Source organism: Akkermansia sp. JRP_AM1 (genome assembly GCF_049262625.1).
Taxonomy (GTDB): Bacteria; Verrucomicrobiota; Verrucomicrobiia; order Verrucomicrobiales; family Akkermansiaceae; genus Akkermansia; species Akkermansia massiliensis.
Map to the genome: position 1 here is coordinate 565,934 of NZ_CP118234.1, position 23,793 is coordinate 589,726.

At 60.7% G+C, this 23,793-nt stretch carries 22 protein-coding genes, 1 tRNA gene and 3 pseudogenes; 14 read left to right on the top strand and 12 right to left on the bottom strand.

Translation table 11 applies throughout. The features are described 5' to 3' along the window. Positions 1 to 104: 104 nt before the first annotated feature. The gene (locus PVA48_RS02600; RefSeq protein ID WP_102729167.1) at positions 105 to 2,696 is read right to left on the bottom strand and encodes a YfhO family protein; all 2,592 of its coding nucleotides are present in this window, start codon (positions 2,694 to 2,696) and stop codon (positions 105 to 107) included. Between the two features lie 7 nt (positions 2,697 to 2,703). Then, positions 2,704 to 3,542: pseudogene (gene folP / locus PVA48_RS02605) on the bottom strand (dihydropteroate synthase). Positions 3,543 to 3,606: 64 nt separating this feature from the next. On the opposite strand from folP, the gene PVA48_RS02610 reads away from it, so the two are divergent. Next, positions 3,607 to 4,122 (top strand): hypothetical protein, encoded by a 516-nt coding sequence (locus PVA48_RS02610; RefSeq protein WP_102720996.1) that lies wholly within the window; start codon positions 3,607 to 3,609, stop codon positions 4,120 to 4,122. Between the two features lie 279 nt (positions 4,123 to 4,401). Here PVA48_RS02610 and pssA read toward each other — a convergent pair whose 3' ends face one another. The 3 genes from pssA to alaS are packed head-to-tail and all read right to left on the bottom strand — an operon-like array spanning position 4,402 to position 8,087. Beyond that, entirely contained in the window at positions 4,402 to 5,226 is an 825-nt protein-coding gene (gene pssA, locus PVA48_RS02615) for a CDP-diacylglycerol--serine O-phosphatidyltransferase (protein ID WP_102729166.1), read from the bottom strand. 33 nt (positions 5,227 to 5,259) lie between these two features. Next, positions 5,260 to 6,462: a DHHA1 domain-containing protein gene (locus tag PVA48_RS02620; protein WP_423232484.1), complete on the bottom strand. Its 1,203-nt coding sequence runs from the start codon at positions 6,460 to 6,462 to the stop codon at positions 5,260 to 5,262. After that, complete coding sequence (gene alaS, locus PVA48_RS02625) at positions 6,462 to 8,087, bottom strand: alanine--tRNA ligase (protein WP_423232198.1); 1,626 nt, start codon at positions 8,085 to 8,087, stop codon at positions 6,462 to 6,464. Before alaS ends, PVA48_RS02620 begins: the two co-directional genes overlap by 1 nt. 131 nt (positions 8,088 to 8,218) lie before the next feature. On the opposite strand from alaS, the gene PVA48_RS02630 reads away from it, so the two are divergent. From PVA48_RS02630 to PVA48_RS02650, 5 genes are all read left to right on the top strand, one after another. After that, the gene (locus PVA48_RS02630) at positions 8,219 to 9,241 is read left to right on the top strand and encodes an efflux RND transporter periplasmic adaptor subunit (protein WP_102729164.1); all 1,023 of its coding nucleotides are present in this window, start codon (positions 8,219 to 8,221) and stop codon (positions 9,239 to 9,241) included. Continuing rightward, the gene (locus PVA48_RS02635) at positions 9,238 to 11,001 is read left to right on the top strand and encodes an ATP-binding cassette domain-containing protein (RefSeq protein ID WP_102729163.1); all 1,764 of its coding nucleotides are present in this window, start codon (positions 9,238 to 9,240) and stop codon (positions 10,999 to 11,001) included. Before PVA48_RS02630 ends, PVA48_RS02635 begins: the two co-directional genes overlap by 4 nt. After that, on the top strand, positions 10,998 to 12,104 hold the full coding sequence (locus PVA48_RS02640; RefSeq protein WP_102729162.1) for an ABC transporter permease: 1,107 nt from the start codon (positions 10,998 to 11,000) through the stop codon (positions 12,102 to 12,104). The genes PVA48_RS02635 and PVA48_RS02640 overlap by 4 nt, the downstream gene beginning before the upstream one ends. A gap of 4 nt (positions 12,105 to 12,108) precedes the next feature. Next, positions 12,109 to 13,221 carry an ABC transporter permease gene (locus PVA48_RS02645; protein WP_102729161.1) on the top strand — a complete coding sequence of 371 codons (1,113 nt, stop codon included), beginning with the start codon at positions 12,109 to 12,111 and terminating at the stop codon, positions 13,219 to 13,221. Between the two features lie 159 nt (positions 13,222 to 13,380). Further along, positions 13,381 to 13,455: transfer RNA gene (locus PVA48_RS02650), tRNA-Arg, on the top strand. Between the two features lie 144 nt (positions 13,456 to 13,599). Here the strand turns inward: PVA48_RS02650 and PVA48_RS02655 are convergent. The 3 genes and pseudogenes from PVA48_RS02655 to PVA48_RS02665 form a co-directional block, all read right to left on the bottom strand. After that, a pseudogene (locus PVA48_RS02655) lies at positions 13,600 to 14,138 on the bottom strand (methylated-DNA--[protein]-cysteine S-methyltransferase). Between the two features lie 15 nt (positions 14,139 to 14,153). Beyond that, positions 14,154 to 15,119, bottom strand: a complete 966-nt coding sequence (locus PVA48_RS02660) for a DNA-3-methyladenine glycosylase family protein (protein ID WP_423232485.1) — start codon at positions 15,117 to 15,119, stop codon at positions 14,154 to 14,156. After that, positions 15,035 to 15,625, bottom strand: a complete 591-nt coding sequence (locus PVA48_RS02665; protein ID WP_423232199.1) for a bifunctional transcriptional activator/DNA repair enzyme AdaA — start codon at positions 15,623 to 15,625, stop codon at positions 15,035 to 15,037. Before PVA48_RS02665 ends, PVA48_RS02660 begins: the two co-directional genes overlap by 85 nt. Before the next feature lie 164 nt (positions 15,626 to 15,789). Between PVA48_RS02665 and PVA48_RS02670 the strand changes: the two genes are divergently transcribed. After that, positions 15,790 to 16,743 carry a bifunctional helix-turn-helix transcriptional regulator/GNAT family N-acetyltransferase gene (locus tag PVA48_RS02670; protein ID WP_102729186.1) on the top strand — a complete coding sequence of 318 codons (954 nt, stop codon included), beginning with the start codon at positions 15,790 to 15,792 and terminating at the stop codon, positions 16,741 to 16,743. 71 nt (positions 16,744 to 16,814) lie between these two features. Here the strand turns inward: PVA48_RS02670 and PVA48_RS02675 are convergent, their stop codons facing one another. The 3 genes from PVA48_RS02675 to PVA48_RS02685 all read right to left on the bottom strand — a co-directional run bounded on the left by PVA48_RS02675 (position 16,815) and on the right by PVA48_RS02685 (position 17,655). Next, the gene (locus tag PVA48_RS02675) at positions 16,815 to 17,102 is read right to left on the bottom strand and encodes a hypothetical protein (protein ID WP_102729159.1); all 288 of its coding nucleotides are present in this window, start codon (positions 17,100 to 17,102) and stop codon (positions 16,815 to 16,817) included. 45 nt (positions 17,103 to 17,147) lie between these two features. Continuing rightward, positions 17,148 to 17,351, bottom strand: a complete 204-nt coding sequence (locus tag PVA48_RS02680) for a hypothetical protein (RefSeq protein WP_102721003.1) — start codon at positions 17,349 to 17,351, stop codon at positions 17,148 to 17,150. A 76-nt stretch (positions 17,352 to 17,427) separates the two neighbouring features. After that, on the bottom strand, positions 17,428 to 17,655 hold the full coding sequence (locus PVA48_RS02685) for a hypothetical protein (RefSeq protein WP_102721004.1): 228 nt from the start codon (positions 17,653 to 17,655) through the stop codon (positions 17,428 to 17,430). Positions 17,656 to 17,786: 131 nt separating this feature from the next. On the opposite strand from PVA48_RS02685, the pseudogene dinB reads away from it, so the two are divergent. The 5 genes and pseudogenes from dinB to fabF all read left to right on the top strand — a co-directional run bounded on the left by dinB (position 17,787) and on the right by fabF (position 22,642). Further along, positions 17,787 to 18,865: pseudogene (dinB, locus tag PVA48_RS02690) on the top strand (DNA polymerase IV). A gap of 111 nt (positions 18,866 to 18,976) precedes the next feature. Continuing rightward, the gene (locus PVA48_RS02695; RefSeq protein WP_022396287.1) at positions 18,977 to 19,492 is read left to right on the top strand and encodes a peptide-methionine (R)-S-oxide reductase; all 516 of its coding nucleotides are present in this window, start codon (positions 18,977 to 18,979) and stop codon (positions 19,490 to 19,492) included. A gap of 129 nt (positions 19,493 to 19,621) precedes the next feature. Then, positions 19,622 to 20,284, top strand: a complete 663-nt coding sequence (locus tag PVA48_RS02700) for a hypothetical protein (protein ID WP_423232200.1) — start codon at positions 19,622 to 19,624, stop codon at positions 20,282 to 20,284. A gap of 398 nt (positions 20,285 to 20,682) precedes the next feature. Continuing rightward, a complete protein-coding gene (locus PVA48_RS02705; protein WP_423232486.1) occupies positions 20,683 to 21,330 on the top strand; it encodes a prolyl oligopeptidase family serine peptidase in 648 nt (215 codons plus the stop codon). A 64-nt stretch (positions 21,331 to 21,394) separates the two neighbouring features. Next, positions 21,395 to 22,642, top strand: coding sequence for a beta-ketoacyl-ACP synthase II (fabF, locus tag PVA48_RS02710; protein WP_423232201.1), 1,248 nt, complete (start codon positions 21,395 to 21,397; stop codon positions 22,640 to 22,642). 74 nt (positions 22,643 to 22,716) lie between these two features. Here the strand turns inward: fabF and PVA48_RS02715 are convergent, their stop codons facing one another. Then, the gene (locus PVA48_RS02715; protein WP_423232202.1) at positions 22,717 to 22,863 is read right to left on the bottom strand and encodes a hypothetical protein; all 147 of its coding nucleotides are present in this window, start codon (positions 22,861 to 22,863) and stop codon (positions 22,717 to 22,719) included. Positions 22,864 to 22,892: 29 nt separating this feature from the next. Between PVA48_RS02715 and PVA48_RS02720 the strand changes: the two genes are divergently transcribed. Together PVA48_RS02720 and recR are read left to right on the top strand one after the other, a co-directional pair. Then, positions 22,893 to 23,180, top strand: coding sequence for a hypothetical protein (locus PVA48_RS02720; protein ID WP_423232203.1), 288 nt, complete (start codon positions 22,893 to 22,895; stop codon positions 23,178 to 23,180). Next, the gene (gene recR, locus PVA48_RS02725; RefSeq protein ID WP_102721010.1) at positions 23,173 to 23,781 is read left to right on the top strand and encodes a recombination mediator RecR; all 609 of its coding nucleotides are present in this window, start codon (positions 23,173 to 23,175) and stop codon (positions 23,779 to 23,781) included. Before PVA48_RS02720 ends, recR begins: the two co-directional genes overlap by 8 nt. Positions 23,782 to 23,793: the final 12 nt, after the last annotated feature.

The window sequence follows — 23,793 nt, forward strand, 5'->3', positions numbered from 1 at the left end:
GCTGTTTTACCCGTCTTCCCGCAACGCTTCCCGGGACCGCCAGGAGCGGTCAAATCCTGTACATGAACCGGCTGAAGGCGGCTTTCTCCATTCCCCGGAAACCGTTACAGCATGGACTGCACCACAAACAACACGACGGACCCCACATAAACGGCCGCCAGCACCACGGCGGCGCAACACAGAAAGAGCCTGTATCCACAGGCCAGTACCATCCTTCTGAGCTGGGATTCCGGATGCCGCCGCGCCCACCACGCATACAGCAGAAAAAGCAGAGCCGTTCCGGCTGAAACAAACAGAGATTCTTTCAACAGAGGCGGATAATAATCAAACACCACCCTGTTCCGCCCCTCCTGAAGGCGCACCGCCATCAATTCCCCCACCTTTTCCACGGGCACGTCCACCCCGTTCCGCGTGGCCTTCCATCCACGGTCATGCACCACCGGAACCATCAGCGCCTCCCCCTTTCCGGCAGAGAGGGACACTTCCACATGGCCTCCGCGTCCGTGCGCCTCCAACCCGTATTGATCCTGGCCTTTCCCCAGAACCGGAACATCCTGCTCCGGCATTCGCGCCGCAGCCGCCAGAAGAGGAGCCTCCACCAGCCGCCGCATCCTTCCCTCCACCACGGTTTCCCCGGTTACACCCGCACGCTTTAATTCCAATGCTCCATTATAGGTGCGGCACGTCCCGCCGGGGGCCTTCTGCGCTTCCGCCATGACGGGCACCGCGCGGCCATTGACGCGGAGTTCCTCCGTATCCGTCTGCGGGAAGCCGTACACCGCGCCGGGATATTCCGGCACGCTCATCCGGTAAAAGTTGCCATTCCTCTCCGTCCGCACTTCCACGGGAGCATACAGGGGGCCTTCCGCTGACGGGCAAAGCGCGGCATGCAGGGCATTGAGATTGCTGAACACGCCGGCTTCCGCATCCAGCCGCAGCCCCAGCGCGCTCTGGGGAACCACCAGCCCCCAGCGGGCGCCCGGAAGCCTGTATAAATACATGCCTTCCCGGGAAAGCACGCTCTCCATTCCTTCCACGGGACGGGACGCCAGCAAAAAGCCATGGCCCAGCAGCAGATCGGAAAACAGGGTACCCCCCTGACCATACGTGCGCGTGAATTCATCCCGGTACCCCAGGTTTTTCAGAAAACGGAAATGGCTGATGCTCGTGGTATGCCGGAAGTTGCCGATGCTCGGGACAGGCCCCAGGCAATCCGCGTTGTCCACCAGCAGGCGGTCCCTGTCTTTCACGCGCAGAAGCCCGGCGTACCCGTCCATTCCGCGCGCCAGCCATTCCGCATTCAGGGCCAGTACAGCGGCCTTTTCCTCTTCTCCCTGCTTCCAGAACGCGGCAGCCCCCACGGGCAGCCCCAGCAGAATCACGGCGGCTATGGACCACCCCAGCCTTTTGCCTTCCGCATGCCGCCAGCACAGCCACGCGCATGAAAAAAACAGCAGAGGCAGAAGGCGCGCCACCAGGTCCATATCCGTCACGTGAAGGACAATCAGGGAGACGGCAAACGCCGCCACGGGAAGGCCAAGGCTCCATCCCCAGCCCCAGCGCCGCCCCGCCGGCTGCGGCAGCCTCCCGCCGGACAGGATCCAGGCGCAGAACGACGCCACCACCAGATTGGGAATGAACCCGAACCGGACCGGAAAATCCACGTAGCTCCACAGATGGGCGGCGCGGTGAAGGGGTTCAATGAACGCAGGGAGCACGGACGCCGCCAGCAGGAGAAGAAACAGCCGCCTCCCCTTGTTCGCCGGCGGGGCCTCCTTCCTCCCGTAAACCAGATAGACGGCAGCCAAAGCGGTGCACGCCATTCCCGGCAGGCAGGAATACAGGCGTTCCAGGAATTTGGGAGGGTCAAACGGCCAGGACAGTTCAAAAAAAGTGGGGGGAGTCATGAACAGGGACCGCATGGAATCCCGGCTCATCTCCATCATGGGCAGCCAGTAATAGCAGGTCGCCAGCGTCACCGCCGCCGTGTACCAGAACACGCGCGCCAGCCGGACGCGGCGTTCTGCCGTCCCTTTCAGGGGAAGCGTGAAGGCCCACGCGAACAGCCAGCCGGTCACGACGGCCATGAAAGCGCTGTACATGGAGGTAGCCAGCAGAAAGAGGCCGACGGCATACAGCCACCCCCTCCCTCCGTTCACCAGCTGGTAAAGGCCCAGGGCAAACAGGGGGAACATGGCGGCGTGGTCCAGGAACTGCATGAACCCGTACTTGGTCTGGAAAAATCCCCCCAGGGCATAACCCGCCGTCAGCAGCACGGTCCAGCATACGGGCAGGGAGGGGAAGACGCGTCTCAGAAACCAGGAAGCCGTCAGGCAGATGCAGGCCGCGTCCGCCAGCATCACCCATACCATGTCCTTCAACAGAAAGGAGTCTCCCATCGCCACCACAATCCAGGTGGAGGGAACCAGCAGCTGGTGCGGCAGGGAGGGGCTCACGCGGATGCCCGCTCCTCCATTGACATCATAAAAGAAGGACCCGTCCAACGCTCCGGTCATCAGAGCGGAGGCATAATATTTCAAGGTGGGATACACCATCTGCCCGTTATCCATGTATTCCAGGTAATGGCCGCCAAGCGGCCAAATTCCGCGCACCGCCAGGAACAGGAACAGAACAGCCAGGGCGAACGCAACAGACGCCAGAGACGTCAATACCGGGCGGGAAGAAGCGGGTTCCATGGCTCAATCAGCGGACAAACGGTTCGGCGGCCTGGACCAGGCGCAGGGCGCGGGCGCATTCCTCCACATCATGAACACGGTGAATACGGGCGCCGTGCAAATGTCCCCATACCGTCATCACGGCGGTGCTCAGCGGCGCACGCCCCTGCTCCGCATCACCCAGAACGGCTCCCAGCATGCGCTTGCGGGAAAGGCCCAACAATACCGGACGTCCCGCCACCTCCAGCCTGTCCATATTGGACAGCAGGGCCAGATTGTGTTCCAGCGTCTTGCCGAAGCCGATGCCAGGGTCCCAGCAAATCTGCTCCGGGACCAGGCCGCGGCCCAGCAGAAAATCATAACGCTCCTCAAAATAGCCGCGCACCTCCCGCACCACGTCTTCATAAAAAGGCGCGTTCTGCATCGTTTCAGGCCGTCCCTGCATGTGCATCGCCACTACGCCGCAGCGCGCCTCCGCACACAGCTCCGCCATTCCCTCCTCCTGCAATCCGGAAATATCATTGATCACGTCCGCTCCCGCTTCCAGCACAGCCGCCGCCACGGCGGCATGGCGCGTATCCACGGAAATCACGGCGTCCGTGCATGGGCGGAGTTCCCGCACCACGGGAAGCACCCGGTCCAGTTCTTCCTCCACGGAGACCTCCGCCGCACCCGGCCTGGTGGATTCCCCCCAATGTCCAGAATAAGGGCTCCCTGCCGCTCAAGCTCTTTTGCATGGGAAACGGCGCGTTCCACCGTATGGAAACGCCCTCCGTCGGAAAAGGAATCCGGAGTGACGTTTACAATTCCCATCAGCACGCCGCCGCGCGCCACATTCAATATGTCTCGCCTTACAAGCCAGTTCATCTAATTACGTTCTTGTCAAAGGCACTATACATCACTTTAATAAGTCAGAAACACTTTTTTCACCATGAAAACAACGCCCCTGCTTCTCATCATCCCCCTGCTCATGACGGCCGGAGCCCTGGCGGCCAGCCAGGATGATTTCAACGTCCAGACCGCTTCCTCCCGCATGGTCAAGCATGAAGACGGGTCGCGCAGCTACTTTGAAAAGACCGGGGACGGCAAGGGGATGAAAAAAACCACTTACAACATCCACAACGTTCTCGTTTCCGTAACCCTCTACAAAAGAGGCCCCTTTGGAGAACTGCGCTCATGCCTGATCTTTGACGGGCAGAAGAACGAACTCTTTTTCGTACGCTACGGTTACGACGGCAACGCCAACCTGAGGGAGGAGCAAATGTTCGATTCCAAGAGCAAGGAACTCGTGCGCCGCTTCCTTTACACATATGACGACATGGGCAACCGCAGCAAGCCCGTGTGCATCACGCTGGTCAAGAGCACCAAGGACATTGAGACGCACGCCGTTCCCACCGCTCCGGAAAAGGACCCCTTTGCCGACGATTTTAAAAAGAAGAGCAAGTAAGCGCCGGACCCGCGGGGCAATGGTTCCCCCTTCGCGCATGCCATCCGTTTTCTCCGTCTTTCAACCGGCCGCCGTCTCTGTGATGCGCGGCCGGTTTGACGTTATACCGCCGTGCGGGAAAATTGCGGCGAGTTCCGGAGACGGACGTTTTCTTTCCCCAGAAAAAGACCTGGTCCAAAGGCATGCCCGAGGTTTGAAACACGGCAAATCCGCGCCAACCACCCTGGCCAGGCGCACGACGACCCATTTAAAGGAGGAACAGCTTCCTAAAAAGCCCTTTTATTCTCCATCGCTGGCTTCCAGCCTGTTACGCCAGCGGCGGGCCACCCAGGGGCGCACCAGCCCGTAAAGCAGGTAAATGGAGAAAATGACCGCGGGCATCACCCACGGGAATTTGAAGATGCAGATGACCGTCAGCACAATGAGCACGATCGCGTACATGGTCCCCCGCGTGCGCATGTTGATGTGCTTGAAGCTGGGATAAACCACACGGCTCATCATCAGGACGGACACTCCCGCCATCGCCAGGGCAATCACGTACTTGAACACGCCCAGGTCCATGGCCCCGTCCGGAGCCCTGCCCGCCAGATACATCACCAAGTACATGGTGGAAACCACGGCGCCCGCCGCCATCGGAACGGGCAGCCCCACAAAATCGCTGCTCTGCCCCTCCTTCCGGGGAGCGGCGGCCATGCAGTTGAACCGCGCCAGGCGCAGGGCGGCGCACAGCAGATACAGGATGCCTATGCCCCAGCCCACCTCCGGCGGAGAAAGCTGGAACAGGACCGCCTTGGCCACCAGCAGCGCCGGAGCAATGCCGAAGGAGACAATGTCCGCCAGGGAATCAAACTCCCGTCCGAACGGGCCGTCCTGCCCGCGCATGCGCGCAATGCGGCCGTCAAACAAGTCAAACAGGCACGCCGCGAAAATCAGGAACGTGGCATTCTGGTAATAGGAGAAAGCCGCCACGGCGTCGCTGTCCGCCTGGTTGATCCCTTCAAAAATCGTCAGAATGGCGAAAAACCCGCACACCAGGTTCCCTGCCGTAAACAGGTTCGGCAGAATGGGAATCTCAGGTTCGTCCGGAAAAATCTTCTTGTCCATGGTCGGTGTCCAGTGGGGCGCCCCGTGAAGGGCTTACCCGTTAATGATGTTGCGTGCCGCCGCGGCCAGCGCCTGGGGATCGGCATCCTGCGGGGCGGAACCGCGGGCCTGGTCCGGCCGACCGCCCCCCTTGCCTCCGGCAAGAGCGGAAACCTCGCGGATCATATCCCCGGCGGACAATCCGTCCGCAATGGCATCTTTGCCACAATAAGCGCCCAGGAGCAAGGAAGAACTGTCCACGCACAGCAGGAAGGCGGCGCCCGCATACTGGCGCTTTTTCAACCCGTTCAGCAATTCCTGGAGCAATTCCCCGGCACCCTCCGCCACCTGGATCAGGGAGGCGGGGTCATCGGAAAGCCATTCATTCAGCAGGGCGTCAGCCCTGGCGGCGGACTGCCCGGCGCGGGCCTTCTTAAGCTTCTTTTCCGCATCCAGGGCCGTCTGCTTGAAATGCTCCACGGAAGCGTCAAAACGCGCCAGGGAATCATTCACCGTCCGGATGTCGGAAGCGCCCAGGGCGGACAGCCCCGGCTTGTCTTCAATCGTGGGAACCGGAACCTGTTCCAGCCCCATGTCCGCCAGCTCATAATTGACTTCCTTGATCTTTTCCACCGCCCTGGCGATTTCCAGGCTCCTGGCAACGACGTGCTGACGGATCATCTCCAGGGCGGCGTCTCCCGTCATGGCCTCAATGCGGCGCACGCCGGAGGCGATGGCCCCCTCGCTCTTGATCTTGAACAGGCCTATATCCTTTGTATTGGCAATGTGCGTGCCGCCGCAGAACTCCATGGAAACGCCGTCCAGTTCATTCCGGCAGCCGCCCACCTGGACCACGCGCACCACGTCCCCGTACTTGTCGCCGAAAAACTGGGCAATCGCGGAATTTCCCTTCACGTCCGCATAGGCGCGTTCCGTGCAGTGCACCGGCAGGGCCTCCTCAATCCAGCCGTTTACCTTCTCCTCAATCCGGCGGAGCTGGTCCGGCGTGACGGCGCCGCTGTTAAAGTCAAAGCGCAGGCGGTCTTCCGATACAAAGGAACCCTGCTGGGCCGCATCCGGGCTGACCACCTGGTGCAAGGCGCAGTGAAGAAGGTGGGTGGCGGTATGGTGCGCCTCCACACGGCGGCGGCGTTCCGCATCAATGCTCAGATGCACGCGGTCCCCCGGCTTCACGTCCAGCCCTTCGCGGGCTTCCACCACATGGGCGCGGGCATTCCCAATCTGCTGGACGGCCATCACATGGTAGCTGTCCCCCCTATTTCAATCAACCCGGCATCGGAAACCTGGCCCCCCATCTCCGCGTAAAACGGGGTCTTGTCCGTAATAATGAACAGGGAATCCCCCTGGCGGCTTACTTCCAGCACCGTGGCGGCGCATTCGTCCACATCGTACCCCGTGAACTCCGTCACGGCGTCCGTCTTCAAATCCAGGGCACGCACCACCTCGCTCTTGCGGGCGGCGCGGGCGCGTTCCCGCTGCTCGTCCATCAGCCTGTTGAACCCGTCCATGTCAATTTCCAGCCCGCGTTCCTCCGCAAGCAGGGCCGTCAGGTCAATCGGAAAACCGTACGTATCATACAGCTTGAAGGCAAACTCCCCGCTCACCTTTCCGGCGGAAGCCGTTTCCGCGTCAAACAATTCCAGGCCGCGATCCAGCGTTTCATTAAAGCTGGCCTCTTCACGGTTCAGCACCTCCTTCACGGTGGAGGCGCGGGCGGCCAGCTCGGGGAACACCTGTCCGAAAGACTCCACGAGCGTATCCACCAGCTCCGCCAGGAACGGCTGGGTGAAGCCCAGGCGGCGGCCATAGCGCACGGCACGGCGCAGAATGCGGCGCAGCACATAATTACGGCCGTTGTTGCCCGGCAGAATACCGTCCGCAATGGAAAAACTGAGCGTGCGCAGATGGTCCGCAATCACGCGGAAGGCAATCGCCTCCTGAAGAGAATCATCCTGCGCGCCTACCTTCTTGGACCCGGGCGCCGGATACACGTCCGCATACTTCCGTCCGCTCAGCACCTCCAGGCGGTCAAACAGGGGGCGGAACACGTCCGTGGCGTAATTGGACGGCTTGCGGGAAAAATCCTTGAACCCGTCCGTGCACTGCATGATGGAGCACGCGCGTTCAAAGCCCATGCCCGTATCCACGTGGCACGCCGGAAGATTGCGCATGGAGCCGTCGCTCTCCGCATTATACTGGATGAACACCAGGTTCCAGATTTCTATGCACTGGTCGGAATCCTTGTTCACCAGGCTGCCCTTCGTATCCCCCTCCGGGGTCAGGTCCACGTGCAGCTCGGAACAGGGGCCGCAGGGGCCGGTTTCACCCATCATCCAGAAATTATCCTTCACGTTCCCGTGCACGATCTGCACGTCCGGGTCCAGCCCGCGGGAACGGAACAGCTCCGCCCAGTAATCCCAGGCCTCCTGGTCAAACTCTCCGGGATCGCCCTTGCTCTTGTCCGGCGCGTATACGGTGGCGTACAGCCGTTCCGCCGGGAACCCCCACCGTTCCACCACCAGCTCCCAGGCCCACCGGATGGCTTCCTTCTTGAAATAATCCCCGAAGGACCAGTTCCCCAGCATTTCAAAAAACGTATGGTGGTAGGAATCATAACCCACATCCTCCAGGTCGTTGTGCTTGCCGCCGGCGCGGATGCACTTCTGGGTGTCCGTGGCGCGGGCGGGCGTCCACGGCGGAGTCCATACCCCCAGGAAATACGGAACAAACTGGTTCATGCCGGCATTAGTGAACAACAATCCCGGGCTCTGGGGCATCAAAGAAGCAGAGGGCACGACCGTGTGCTGTTTCTCGCGGAAAAAGTCCAGGAAGCTTTGGCGTATCTCGGTGGCGGTCATCATATCAATAATAGGAAAAGTAAAAGTCGCCGGATTATGCCTGTTCTGACCCCGTTAGTAAACCGCTAATTCCTTCTCCGTCATGACGGCTGTATTTTACTTGTAAAAAATTATACAGATGTATAAATAGAGACATGAAAAAGCTGGTGATCCTCCTGATTCTTCTTTGCGCGGCAGGAGCGGCAGCCTGGTTCATTTACCGGGAGGCTCCGTCCGGGCCTGAGGATAAAGCCGTCCTTTACGGCAACGTGGACCTGCGCCAGGTGGACCTGGCCTTCCTGATCTCCGAGCGGATTGACTCCGTGCTGGTGGACGAGGGGGACACCGTGGTCCCCGGGCAGAAACTCGCCACGCTGGAAACGGTGCGCCTGCAGCAGGCCGTGGATGAAGCGCGGCAGACAACGGAGGCCGCGCGGCAGAACTACCTCCGCGTTAAAAACGGCCCGCGCGCGGAGGAGATAGCCCAGGCACGGTCAAACGTGCAGGCGGCGGAAGCCACGCTGAACAACGCCGCAGTGCGCAGCAAGAGGCTGGTGGCGCTGGCCGACACCAAATCCATCTCCCGCCAGGAGGCGGACGACGCCGTAGCCTCCCAGCAAGTGGCGGCGGCCAATCTGGACGTAGCCAGAAAACAGCTGGAACTGCTGCTGGCGGGCTCCCGCGTGGAAGACATTGCCCAGTCCCTGGCCCAGTACAACCAGGCGAAGGCCAATCTGGTCATCAGGGAACAGAACCTGAAGGATGCCGTGCTTTACGCGCCGGGCAACGCCGTGGTGCGCAACCGGATTCTGGAAAAGGGGGACATGGCCTCCCCGCAGAAACCTGTTTATAACCTCTCCCTGAACCACACCAAATGGGTGCGGGCCTATCTGACCGAATCCCAGCTGGGAAAGGTGAAGCCCGGCTTCTCCGCCACCGTGCACAACGACAGCTTCCCGGATACGGACTTCAAGGGAACGGTAGGCTTCATCTCCTCCGTGGCGGAATTCACGCCCAAGAATGTGGAAACGCCGGACCTCCGGACTGCCCTGGTCTATGAAGTGCGCATCATCGTGGACGACCCGGACAACCGGCTGCGGCTGGGCGCTCCCGCCACAGTCACCATCCCCCTGGACCAGAATGCCGGAACGCAGCCTCCGGAACAGCCCAGGCCATGACTACGGACTCCCAGCCCCTGATTGACTGCCGGAACGTCCGCAAAATGTTTCCGGACCCGGCGGGCGTTCCCTTTCCCGCGGTGGACGGCGTCTCCTTCCGCCTCTCCGCCGGCGAAATCGTGGGACTGCTGGGGCCGGACGGTGCGGGAAAAACCACGCTCATCCGCCTCATCACGGGGCTGATGAAACCGCATGAAGGCTCCATTTCCGTACTGAACTTGGACTCCGTTAAAAAGGCGCGGGCCATTCAGGCCTCCATCGGGTACATGCCTCAGAAATTCGGCCTTTACGAGGACCTTACCGTAAAGGAAAACATGGAGCTTTACGCCCGCATGCACGGCGTCTCCGGCCAGGACCGGGAAAAACGCTTCCGCAGCCTGCTCTCCATGACCAGCCTGGAACGCTTCACCACGCGCCTGGCGGGCAAGCTCTCCGGCGGCATGAAGCAGAAACTGGGGCTGTGCTGTTCCCTGGTCTCCTCCCCTCCCCTGATTCTGCTGGATGAACCCACCGTGGGGGTGGACCCGCTCTCCCGCCGGGAACTGTGGAACATCCTGGGGCAGTTCTCCCATGAGGAAGGCGTGGGCGTGCTGGTCAGCACCTCCTACATGGATGAATCCGCCTACTGCAACCGCACCCTCATCATGTACAAGGGGGGCCTGCTGATGGATGCCCCGCCCGCGGACGTCATCGCCCGCGCGGAAGGCATGTGCATCACCGTGCGCACGCCGGAAGGCATCCATGCGCGCCAGTTCCAGAGCAGGCTGGCCGCCCTGCCCGGAATTATCAACGCCACTCCCCAGGGAGGCACCGTGCGCATCATCCTGCCGCAGGACCACCCCACACGGCGGAAACTGGAGGAATACCACCCGCAGCCGGGACAGCCGGACTTTTCAGACGGCTTCATGACCCTGCTGGCCGGACAGGCGGACCTCACCCCGCAGGACATCCCCGTTCCCGCGGAAACTCCCCCTCCCGGCCAGGGAACAAGCGGGGAAACCATCATCCGGGTAACGGACCTGGTACGCAAATTCGGCAACTTTACCGCCGTCAACCACGTCAGCTTCTCCGTCAGCCGGGGGCAGGTCTTCGGCCTGCTGGGGCCGAACGGGGCCGGAAAAAGCACTACGTTCCGCATGCTTTGCGGCCTTCTTCCGGCAACCGGAGGCACCCTTAACGTGGCCGGAGCGGACCTGAGAACCGCCGCCGCAAGGGCGCGCAGAAAAGTGGGGTACGTGGCCCAGAAATTCTCCATGTACGGCATGCTCACCACGCGGCAGAACCTGGAATTCTTTGCCGGGGCCTACGGCATGGCCGGAAAGGAACGGCGGGACGCCATCCGTTCCATGGAAGAGGAATTCCACCTCACCCCGTACATGAACGCCCCCGCCGCGCACCTGCCCGGCGGCTACAAGCAGCGCCTGAGCATGGCGTGCGGACTGCTCCATTCCCCGGACATCCTCTTCCTGGACGAACCCACCTCCGGCGCGGACCCCCTGGCCCGGCGCGACTTCTGGCTGCGCATCAACTCCCTGGCGGAAAAAGGCGTCACCATCATCATCACCACCCACTTTCTGGGAGAAGCGGAATTCTGCGACAACATGCTCATCATGATGGACGGAACCACACTGGCGGAAGGCTCTCCGGATGAAATACGCCAATATGCCCCGCCCCGCGAAGACGGCGCCCCGGCCTCCCTGGAAGACGCCTTCCTGACCATCACGGAAGAACACATGCGGAAGGGAGGGGAAGAATCATGAAGGCCTCCCTCAAACGCATCGGCGCCCTCATCGTCAAGGAACTCCACCAGGTGGTGAGGGACCCCGGCAACATCGGCATCGCCGTCATTCTCCCCGCCGTGCTCCTGCTCCTCTTCGGCTACGGCATGAGCATGGACATCAAAAACGTGCGCATCGCGTACCTGGCCGTTCCGGCCTCCAGCGAATCCACCAACCTGGAAACGCGCCTCACCCTCTCCAGGTACTTCCAGACCACCCGCGTCTTCTCCTCCCGCGAGGCGGAGGAAAAGCTGCGCACCCATCAGGCGGACGCCTTCATTGCCCTGCAAAGCAACGCGCCGGACACGCTCAACGGCGGCGTTACGAAAGTCCAGATCGTGGTCAACGGAGTCAACGCCAACCAGGCTACCCTCATACGCAACTACCTCCAGGCCGTCGTCGGTTCCTGGGCGGCCTCCCTGAGCGGCGGGGCCGCCCCCGTGCTGGACGTGCAGACGCGCACCCGCTTCAATGAAGCCAACGACAGCCACTACTACCTGGTTCCCGGCGTCATCGTCACCATCATGACCATGATCGGGGCGCTCCTCACCTCCCTGGTCATGGCGCGGGAATATGAACGGGGCACGCTGGAAAGCCTCTTTGTCACCCCCGTGGGCAGCGGGGAAATCCTCACCGCCAAGGCGGCCACCAACTTCCTGCTGGGCATGGTCAGCCTGGCCATCTCCATGATCTTCGCCGCCTTCGTCTTTGACATCCCCATCCGCGGCTCCCTCACCCTGCTGCTGGCGGTCTCCGCCCTGTTCCTGATCGTGGCCCTGGGGCTGGGACTCGTCATCTCCACCGCCACGAAAAACCAGTTCCTGGCCTGCCAGTTCGCCATCATGGGCACCTTCATGCCGGCCCTCATGCTCTCCGGCTTCCTGTACGACATCCTGAACATGCCGCCCGCCGTGCGCGCCCTTACCTACATGATCCCGGCGCGCTACTACGTCACCCTGCTCCAGACCCTCTTCCTGGCAGGGGACATCCCCTCCGTCATCATCCCGTGCTGCATCACGCTGGGCGTCTTTGCCGTCGTCCTCATGGGCATCGCCCGGCTGAAAGCCCCCAAATCCCTCGAATAACGCCATGGACTTCTTCGTCAGAATAGCCTCCCTCGTCAAAAAGGAACTGCTGGCCGTGCTCAGGGACAAAAAAAGCCGCATGGCCCTGATCATCCCGCCCGTCATCCAGATATGCATCTTCGGATACGCGGCCACCATGAACGTCACGCGCGTGCCTTATGTCGTGCTGGACAAGGACGGCGGGGAAACGGCCGCCCAGTACATCGCGGACCTGGAGGGAACCGGCATCTTCCGGCGGCAGGCCGCGGCAGCCACGGAAAAGGACATCGACCGCATGATCGACAACCGGGAAATCGTCGTAGGGCTCACCATTCCTCCGGACTTCTCCCGCAACCTCCAGACGGGCCGCCCCGCCTCCCTCCAGCTCATTGCGGACGGGCGCAACGCAAACACGGCAGCCATCGCCCTGGGCTACGCCCAGCAAATCGCCTCCGGCTTCGGCGCGGACCTGACCGCCAGAAACGGCGGCGCCTCCCCGGTGGAAATAGAAGCCCGCTCCTGGTTCAACCCCAACCTCATCACGCGCTGGTTCATCGTGCCCGGCCTCATTGCCGTCCTGGCCCTGATCAACTCCATCCTCTCCGGGGCGCTCTCCATCGCCCGGGAACGGGAGGAAGGCACCTTCGACCAGCTCCTGGTGGCCCCGTACAACCCGGGGGAAATCCTGCTGGGCAAAGGCATCGCCACGGTCATCACCGGCTCCATGCAGGCCGTCTTTGTGGTGCTGGTGGCCATGTTCTGGTTCCGCATCCCCTTCCAGGGCTCCATCTGGCTGCTTGCCGCGGCCATTCTGCTCTTCATCATCACCGCGGCGGCCATCGGGCTGTGCATCTCCTCCTTCGCCCAATCCCTCCAGCAGGCCATTGTGGGAACCTTCCTGCTGCTGGTTCCCATGGTCATGCTCTCCGGCTTCGCCACCCCCATCTCCAGCATGCCGGACATCTTCCAGGACCTTACCCTGCTCAACCCCATGAGGTATGGGCTGGAACTCATCCAGCGCATCTTCCTGGAAGGGGCCGGATTCCTGGACCTCTGGCCCCTCTTTGCGGCCATCATGACTGTTACGGTGGTGGCCGTTCTGGCAGCCATCTTCTCCTTCCACCATAAAATCTCCTGACGGAAAACTCTGCTCTCCCGAGCCCGGAACATTCTGGCGCCCTTTTGCCATTAGTCTTTGGTCTTTAATATTTTCATCACGCCAATCCCGTCACCCGTATAAAAATACTTGCATCCGGCCCGTTTTTTCTATTCTATCTCTCTCGTTCCTTGGGAACATGGGCTCGTCGTTCAATGGATAGGACATCGGTTTCCGGTACCGACGATGTAGGTTCGATTCCTACCGGGCCTACCAGACTTTTCATACCGCAAGTTGCTGTTTATCAGTGCTTGCGGTTTTTGTTTGATTGAAATCGCAAGACATCGGAACGGCGTTTGATTACCCCTCCGCACCGTCTGGCGGCAACGTTCCGCCTGTGCAGGACATTCCCTGCCCCCCTTAAAGGGCGGTGCCCTTTTTCGGCATAAAAAGGCGGGACATGTCCACTCCCTCAAGCTTCAGAAGCCTGATTTTCGCGGCAATTCCGCCGGCATAGCCCGTCAGGCTCCCGCCTGCGCCCACCACCCGGTGGCACGGGATAATGATGGAAATGGGGTTATGCCCCACCGCTCCTCCTACTGCCTGAGCAGACATGCTCCTTCTATTCCCGCGCGCGGCCATCTTCCGGGCAATCTCTCCGTAAGTGGTAACCTCTCCGTAGGGAATGTCGCAGAGAATCTTCCATACGGCCTGGCGGAACTCTCCCCCACGGGGGCCAGCGGCAATTCGGCTACCGGAGGCCTGCCGCCCGCAAAATACCTGTCCAGCCAGTCTCTTGCCGCGGCAAATACCGGCAGGCCGTCCCTTTCCTCCATGTCCCCGCTGACGGTATCTCCAAAATACTTCTGGCCCTCCAGCCACAAGCCCGCGAGATGTTCCCCATCGCTCGCCAGTGTGAGCGGACCAAGGGGTGACGAATAGTGTGTTGAGTAATACATCATCTTTCTATTATTTCAGTGTTGTTTCAGTGAATTCCATAAATTGACGGCAGCATAGCCGCGCCACGGCCTCCAGCCTTCCGCCAGAGCAAGAATTTCCTTTTGCGTGCGCGGGGAGAGCGCCTCTCTAATGCCGGGATCGGTTGAAGGAAAGGCATCCGTCCATCCAAAGGCCCGCATGGCGATATACTGCGCCGTGCATATTCCGATGCCGGGGAGCCCCGCCAGCTTTTTCATTTCAGCCTCAGGATCGGCCCGGAAACTGAAATCAATGCTCCCTTCTTCAAACGCGCGCGCCAGCTCGACAACCGCCCTGCCCCTGGATGCGGTCATTCCGGGAATGTCCCATCCGGCGCTTCCCGGGCCGCTCAGGGAAAGAATCTTCCCCGGCGCAGGAAACGCATGGGTCAGCCCCTCCATCCCCGTCCGCACGGGCTCGCCATGGCTCCGCGCCAGCCTCCCCGCCAGAGCATTCGCGGCTTTCATGGAAATTTGCCGTCCCAGCGCTGTCCGCACCGCCAGCTCGTAAGGGTCAAAACAGCCGGGCAGACGGGTTCCCGGAACATACAGTCCCGGAGACAGGCCGTTCATGGAAGCCAGCGTTTCATCCACCGCGGCCGGGTCACAGTACAAGTCAAACAAATGGCGTACCCTTGCAAGAACCTGGGACAAGGCGGGAAGCAGAGACCTCGCGATCACCACGATCAGCGCATTTTTCACGGGGCAATGGCCCACCCGTATCCAGCCATAGACATCTTTCCCCCTTCTGGTTGCAAGACGCACGGTGCGGCCATACTCCCCGCCGCGTACGGCCTCCACGCCGGGAATGGCCCGCAGCGCGAGGAACTCAAGCAGCCTCTCCCACCGGTAGGGAGGGCGGTAAGGCAGCGTCAGCGTTATTCCGGAACCCTCCTCCTCTTTTCCCCCTTCCCCAGCTTCCGCAATGCCGCCGGGGAAAGCCTGTATTCCTTTTTGAACAATTCATTGAAGCGCCGCAAACTGCCGAACCCCGCGCTCATGGCAACGTCAAGAACAGAAAGCCTCGTGCTTGTCAGGAGATTCTTCGCCAGCAGCAGCCGGAGAGTCTGCAAATACTGGATGGGGGAAACATTGAACTCCGCGGCAAAAGCCCGGCGCAAATGTCGCCCGGTGCAGCCAAGGTGGGCGGCAAGCTCTTCCAGGCTTTCCATGTCTCCGCAATTCTCCTCCAGGAAACCGGCCGCACGGCGCGCCAGGGAAGCGGCGGCGTCCACCGGAGCGGTTCCGGGCGCCAGCTCCGGGCGGCATTGCAGGCAAGGCCGGAATCCGGCCCGTTCCGCTTCAGCCGCTGTGGCGTAATAGGTGCAATTCCCGGCCCTGGGCAGCTTTGCGCGGCATATGGGGCGGCAGTAAATGCCCGTAGACGCCACCCCCACGAAGAAATGGCCGTCAAAACGGGCATCCTTGGATTTAAACGCGGCATACCAGGCCTTTTCATTTCCTTTCATGGTTTTGCAAACTCCACGGTTGAGGCTCATGATAGCAAACCGCGGACATGATTCCCGCCATTTTCGGACATGCATCCAAAAAAATTATTTTGACATTGGGGAATAATTATATAACCAATTACGTAATCAGTTACATTTTTAACAATACAACAGGAGACGGGAATATGGATTTCTTCAACCGGACAGGAAAAATGGCCATTGGAAGCAGACTGCGGATGCTGACGGATAAAATAACGAATGACGCCGCCCTGATCTTCCGCATGTACGGCGTGGACATCCGCCCCAAATGGTTTCCCGTGTTCTTTGTCCTGTCAGAGGGGGAAGCCAAGACCATCACCTCCATTGCCAGGGAAATAGGGCATTCACACCCGTCCGTCAGCAACATTGTCAAGGAAATGGGCGCCAGGGGGCTGGTGAAAGAAAAGAAGGACAAAACGGACGGACGGAGAAACCTCGTCATGCTGTCCGCCAAGGGAAAGAAAATGTCCGATATCATGGCGGAACAATATCCCGACGTGGAAGCCGCCGTGGAACAAATTTCCCGCCAAACCCGGAACGACCTGTGGCGCGCCATTGAAGAATGGGAAGGGCTGCTGGCGGAAAAAACGCTGCTGGAACGGGTGAAGGAAGCAAAAAAGGAACGGGAAGGCAGGGATGTCTCCATCATTCCCTACGATCCCCGCTACCGGGCCGCTTTCAAGGCGCTCAATGAAGAATGGATTACGGCGCACTGGCAGATGGAAGAACCGGACCATCACGCGCTGGACCACCCGCAGGAGCACATTCTGGACAAGGGCGGCCACATCTTTGTGGCGCTTTACAGGGAAGAGCCTGTCGGCGTATGCGCCCTGTGCAGGAAGAACGATCCCGTTCATCAGTACGAACTGGCCAAACTTGCCGTCAGCCCCAGCGCGCAGGGCAAAGGCATCGGCATGCTGTTGTGCCGGACCGTCATCGCCAAGGCGAAAGAACTGGGCTGCAAAAAAATCTTTCTGGAAAGCAATACCCTGCTCCGCCCGGCCATCCAGCTATACAGGAAGGCGGGATTCAGGGAAGTGGAGATTTACCGCCCGTCCTATGAAAGGGTGGATATCCAGATGGAACTGGCGCTCCAGTAACACGCCGCCATCCCGGCCCATTCCGAAGGAAGGGCCACTATCCTTTCCTCCGGCCAAGAAATTCATGCCCCTCATATCGCCGTCAAATGGTCATCACTCGTTTTCCGGTGAAGCAGCCTGGTATCTGGTGAACAAACTTCATCAAAAGACACGAAGATGATACCCCCGGTTTGAGAGCTGCACATCAGGGCGCCAAAACAATCAAGGCCATAATCGTCCCTGACTGCGGGACAATCGATGATTTTCAGAATCACGTTATGATCCTCGCCCCCGTCCGTGGTGATATGGTCGCCTATTTCAATCTCCTCTCCGGAAAAATACCTCTTCATCGCCGTTTCCTGATGTTCGGTTTTTATCATGAAGTCACCATTTCTCCAACTGGTTCCGTGCCCGGCAGTTTTTTCTTAGGAAAAAAATCCGGAGCATGCCGTTCCTTCATGCCATGAACATAACACCTTCGCCTCAAATACCCCGTGATCAAGAAAAAAATGTGGGCAGCCAGAGCCTCTGATCTTTTTTAAAAAATCTCCCTTGTTCCGGACGATGGCGAAAGTCGCACTGCCATCAAGAGAAAAGGCAAAGGCGTCCGCGTCCTTCGCCTTTTCCATGCCCCAACGCCAACAAGTCCGTTTCCTCCGTGCAGAGGGGAAACTGCCTGCTGTTTTTCCCTCCAGCCCGTTCCCTTCATTTTTCCGCTTCCTTATCAAGTGCAGCCACTCCCTCTTTTATCGGGTTCCCGGCAAAAAAACGAATCTCCGGACTAGGAAGAAGAGAAGTTCCTTTCAGCACGGCGCGACCGGAGAAAGAGATACTTTCCCTATTAGTCTGACGGCGCTCCATTTTCCTCTGGAAATTCCGGTGCTCAACCACCTTCCTCCAAACCGTTTCATTCAAAATCGCCGCCTTTTCCAAAAACCTCCCTTTCTTTCATTTTCAAGCCTTTCTTTACCCTGTCCAACTGGACTTGGCAGGCAAATCGCGTTATGATGCGGCCGCTCCTTTCCTCATGATTTCCGCTTTAACCGGGATCATGAAGCGCACCCATGAAACAGAGAAAAATCATCCATGTGGACATGGATGCCTTTTACGCATCCATCGAACAGCGCGACCATCCCGAGTACCGCGGCAAGCCCATCGCCGTAGGAAGACCGGAGATGCGCGGCGTGGTGGCGGCGGCCAGCTATGAGGCGCGCCGCTTCGGCGTGCGTTCCGCCATGCCTTCCATGAAGGCGATGAAGCTTTGCCCCAAGCTGATTTTCACCCGCAACCGCATGGACGTGTACAAATCCGTTTCAGCGCAGATACGCTCCATCTTCCACCGTTACACGGACCTGGTGGAACCCCTTTCCCTGGATGAAGCTTTTCTGGACGTTACGGAAAACAAGCCGGGCATTCCGCTGGCCGTCGACATTGCACGGCGCATCAAGAGGGAAATCAGGCAGGAACTTCATCTGACGGCTTCCGCTGGCGTTTCCTACAATAAATTCCTGGCAAAGATCGCTTCCGACTACCGCAAGCCGGACGGCCTGTTCACCATTCATCCCTCCCGCGCGGAGGAATTCATCGCGCGGCTCCCCATTGAGGCCTTCTGGGGCGTCGGCCACGCCACCGCCGAACGCATGCGCGCCCTCTCCATCACCAACGGGGCGCAGCTCCGGGAACGCAGCCTGGATTTCCTGCTCCGCCATTTCGGCAAGATAGGGGGATCTTCTACAACTTCGCCCGCGGCATGGACGACCGCCCCGTGGAACCTTCCCGCATCCGCAAATCCGTGGGCTGTGAAGAAACCTACCGGGCAGACGTCACCAGGGCGGAGGCCCTGGAACAACACCTTCCCCTGCTGGTGGAAGAGCTCACGGGGCGCCTGGCGCGCTCCGGCTTCCGGGGCAACACGCTTACCCTGAAGGTTAAATTCCCGGACTTCGTCCAGAAGTCCCGCTGCATGACCGTTCCGGATTCCCTGACGGAGAAGGAGGACATCCTGCCCCTGGCCCGGACTTTGATGGAAGACCTGGATTCCGGGGACCGCACGTTCCGCCTTCTGGGGCTGTCCGTCTCCCACCCCCAGGAAGAACAGCGGCAAGGAATCTGGGAGCAGCTTTGGCTGGATTTAGAGTACTAATCCTCCCACAGACTCCCATATTTTTAGTATTCTCCCCTTAAAATCAACCTTATCCACAAGATATTGGTGTATGAATGAGCGAAATCCGCTCCAACCTGGTCATAGGTACGTATGAATCAGGAAGAACGTAGACACTGGGCATCATGGATAGGAACGATTGCGGAAGGGGTGGCAGGCGTCATGGCTGTGGACGGCGGAATTCCCGCCTCCCAGGGCGTGCCTGATCCCGGCCCATCCCGAACGCGCCGTCCCCTCACGGAAACGGAAAAGCGCATCATCGAGCACCAGGGAACGGAACCGCCCTTTTCCGGGCAGTTCGTCAGCTTCTTTGAACAAGGCACCTATGGCTGCCGCAAGTGCGGGGAAGCCCTGTTCCGGTCGGAAGACAAATTCGACGCCGGATGCGGCTGGCCCTGCTTTGACGATTCCCTGCCGGACGCCGTCAGAAGCATCAACGCAGGCCAGGGGCGGCGCACGGAGATCACATGCGCCCGGTGCGGAGCACATCTGGGGCACATCTTCACCGGAGAACGCCTGACGCCGAAAAACACGCGCTACTGCGTCAATTCCCTTTCCCTGGAATTCCAGGCTGCGCCGCAGCCGGCCATGGCGAACAGCCCCCATTGACGCGCACGGCACGGAAAAAAGGACCGGACGGAAAAGCCGGGAACCGGATAAAAGCTCCGGGAAAATTCTATTTTCCGGAAGAAACGCGCCTCTGAAACATTCATTCCCGCGCCTGCGTAATGTGGTATCATGAGAATGACCACCCTGCGCATCATCCCGGTCCTGCTGGCCCTTTTCCTGGCGCACGCCATGGGCGGGGAGCCCAGAATCGCCATTTTGGGGGACAGCATCCCCTATTCCGGACAATGGCCTGCCCTGGTGGAAGCGGCCCTGCGGCAGACTCCGGCCTACCGGCACGCGGAAATCGTCAGCATGGCGCTCCCCAGTGAAACGGTCTCCGGCCTGTCGGAACCGGGCCACGCCGGGGGCGCCTTCCCCCGCCCGTGCCTTCATGACCGCCTGGATTCCATTCTCTCCAAATACGCGCCCACCCTCGTCATTGCCTGCTATGGGATGAACGACGGCATGATGCAGCCCTTTTCCGAATCAGGCTTCCAGGCCTATCAACAAGGCATGGAACGGCTGAAAAAAGAGTGGAAGACGCCGGGGCCCAATTCATCGCCATCACGCCGCCTCCCTATATGGCGGATACCCCGGAAAAGGATGCGGCCCGTTACAACCAGGTGCTGGACACTTATGCCGCATGGCTCGCCAGCCGTAAAAAGGACGGCTGGAAGGTTGTGGACATGCGCCCGGAGCTGGGCCGCCAAATCCGGGAAGCGAAGAAAAGGAATGCCCGCTTCATTTACGCCGGGGACGGCGTCCATCCCGGGCAGGAGGGCCACTTCATGATTGCCAGGGCCATTTGGCCTCCCCTCGCCTCCATCCTCCGCGTGCCCGTCCGCGTCCGTTTTCCGGAAGGGGACGAGTTCAGGAAAGCCCTGGAGCGCCACAACCTGTACAAGCTGGCGTGGCTGACGGAAACGGGCCACCGCCGCCCCGGCATCCCGAAGGGGGTTCCGGTCTCCGTTCTTCCCTGCATCCGGGAGGGAGTGGCCGTCTCGGACTGGCACGGCTTCCCGTCCCTTCACTTCAAGGTAGCGGGCAGGAACGCCACCCTCGTTCTCCCCAAAACCCCGGCGGAAAACAGGCCGTGGATCTGGCGGCAGGAATTCTTCGGGAACGAGCCGCAGGCGGACATAGCCCTGCTCAAGGAAGGGTTTCATGTGGCTTACGTGGACGTGCAGAACATGTACGGCGCGCCCGCAGCCATGGACATCATGGACCGGTTTTATGAAACATTGGTCCGGGACTACCGCCTTTCCCCAAAAACGGTGCTGGAAGGGTTCAGCCGCGGAGGCCTCTTTTCCTTCAACTGGGCGGCCCTGCATCCCGGCCGGGTGGCCGCCATTTATGCGGACGCCCCCGTTTGCGACGTGGCGAGCTGGCCCGGCGGCAGGGGGAAGGGAACAGGCTCCCCGGAAGACTGGCTCCGCCTGCTGGACGTTTACGGCGCTACGGAACAGGAAGCCCTGAGCGGAAAGCTGAGCCCCGTCAACAGGCTGGCGCCGCTCGCCAACGCGCGCATTCCGGTACTCGCCGTGGTGGGGGACGCGGACAACGTGGTGCCCCTGGAGGAGAACATGGCCGTAGTGGAACGGAAATACCGCGCCATGGGCGGCAGCATCCGGGTAATCCATAAACCGGGAGCAGGCCACCATCCCCACAGCCTGCCGGACCCGGCTCCCATTGTGGAATTTATCCTGAAATCCGTTCGCGGGACCGGCTCCGCCGCGGCGGAACAGGGAACGCCCGTATCCGGAAAGCCCTTGTCCCCCAGCAGGAAAGCCCCTTCCGCATTCCCCGTTCGCCCCGCACTGGGGAACGGGGGGGATTAGCTTGACTTTCCTGTAATGTCGCCTATTCTGACTCAAGCATTATTTGCAACCACTCACACTTATTATGACCGACCGCAGAATTGTTATCACCGGCATCGGAGTGATCAGCCCCTTGGGCAATGATTTTGCATCCACCTGGGAAGCCATGAAGGCTGGCCGCAGCGGCATTGACACCATCAAGTCCATGGATGTCACCGACTACTCCACGAAAATCGCCGGTGAAGTCAAGGATTTCGATCCCACCCCGTATTTCAAGACGCCCAAGGACGCCCGCCGCGTGGACCGCTTCACGCACTTTGCCATGGGCGCCGCCGGAATGGCTCTCAAGGACTCCGGAATGGATCTGGAAGCGGAGGACAAAACCCGCATAGGCGTCATGGTGGGCAGCGGCATCGGCGGTCTCGGCACGCTGGAAAGCCAGCACGCCACGCTTCTTTCCAAGGGGCCGGCCCGCGTGTCCCCCTTCATGATCCCGTACATGATCAGCAACATCGCCTCCGGCCTCATCTCCATGGAATACGGATTCGGCGGCCCGAACATGTCCATCGTCACGGCCTGCGCCACCTCCAACCACAACATCGGGGAAGCCTGGCGCATCATGAAATTCGGCGATGCGGACGTCATGGTCTGCGGCGGCGCGGAAGCCACCATCCTGCCTACGGGCGTCTCCGGATTCAGCAACATGAAAGCCCTCAGCTCCCGCAATGACGAACCCCAGCGCGCCTCCCGCCCGTATGATGTGGACCGCGACGGCTTCGTCATGGGCGAAGGCTCCGGCGTCGTCATTCTGGAAACGCTGGAACATGCCCAGAAACGCGGCGCCAAGATTTACGGGGAACTCGTCGGCTACGGCATCTCCGCAGACGCCCACCACCTCACCGCTCCGGACCCGGAAGGCCGCGGCGCCGCACGCTGCATGCAGATGGCCCTGGAACACGCAGGCATGAAGCCGGAGGACATTGACTACATCAACACGCACGGCACCTCCACCCCGCTGGGGGACATCTGCGAAATCAAGGCCATCAAGGCCGTCTTTGGCGACCACGCCAAAAACGGGCTGCTCATCAGCTCCACCAAATCCATGACCGGCCACCTTCTGGGCGCCGCCGGCGGCGTGGAACTGGCAGCCTGCCTCATGGCCATGCAGGAAAACATCATCCCGCCCACCATCAACGTGGACAACCAGGACCCGGAATGCGACCTGGATTGCGTGCCCAACAAGGCCCGCGAGGCCAAAGTGGACGCCGTCCTGAGCAACTCCTTCGGTTTCGGGGGGCATAACTCCTCCGTCATCGTGAAGAGATTCGCCTGACCCTTTCAGGAAACCCCTTCCCGGCGGAAGCGCTGATGTTTGTGTCCACCGCAGCCATCGCGCTTCCGCCTTCTTCATTTCACAGCCATGCCTTCCAAAACGCACCAGGACATTCTGCTCATGCGGTGGGCCCTGTTCTCCGTAGCGGGGATCATCCTGATCGTGGTGCTGTATTCCCTGGGCGTCACCCCCGCCTGGGCGCAAGCCCTGAAGGGAGCCATGGCCTCCGCTCCGTTTCTGCTGGCTGCACATGCTTCCGGCCCTCTCCCCCGGCATGGGCTTCCTGCTGTGCATTGCGCTGACGCTGGCCCTGGTTTACGACCTGATCCTGATCCGCGGAACACTCCGTAAAACGGCCGTTCTGGCCGCCTTCCTTCTTCTGCTGGCCTGCTTTACCCCGGTGCTGGGGCTGTGGGGCATCTTCTTCAACGCCGTTCCGTGCCTGCTCTCCGCGGGGAGCGCGGGTGCGCTCGCCATCCTGTGGCCCCAGCCGTCGCCCGGCCCGCATCATTCCGAACATCCCCCCACTCATGAATAATCTGGACTATCCCCTTCCCGTGCTTGAACTGGTAACCGCCCTCAAACAGCTTCCGGGCATCGGCACCCGCGGAGCGGAACGCATGGCCTTGTGGATGCTCCAGGGGCACATGGGAGAAGCGGAGGCGATTGCCCGCACCATCGGCCAGGCGGCGGAACACGTCACGCCGTGCCCCGTCTGCGGCTTTTTCAGCACCGCCGGAGAACCCTGCGCCGCCTGCCGGGATGAAGAACGGGACAGCCGCCTCATCTGCGTGGTGGAACAGGCCACGGACGTCATTCCCATTGAGCGCAGCAGCGCCTACCGCGGGCTGTACCATTGCCTGGGCGGCAAGCTCTCCCCGCTGGACGACGTGGAGCCGGAAGACCTCAATATCCAGTCCCTGGTGGAACGCGTCACCCGGCTGCCGGGCTGTGAAGTCATTCTGGCAACGGGCTCCGACGTGGAGGGGGAAGCCACGGCCACCTACCTCCACCACCTGCTCAAAGAACTGGACTGCAAAATTTCCCGCCCCGCCCAGGGCCTGCCCGCCGGCGCCGGCCTCAGCCATGCGGACACGCTGACGCTGATGAAAGCGCTGGAAGGCAGGACGGCCCTTTGAAAACGCTCTAAA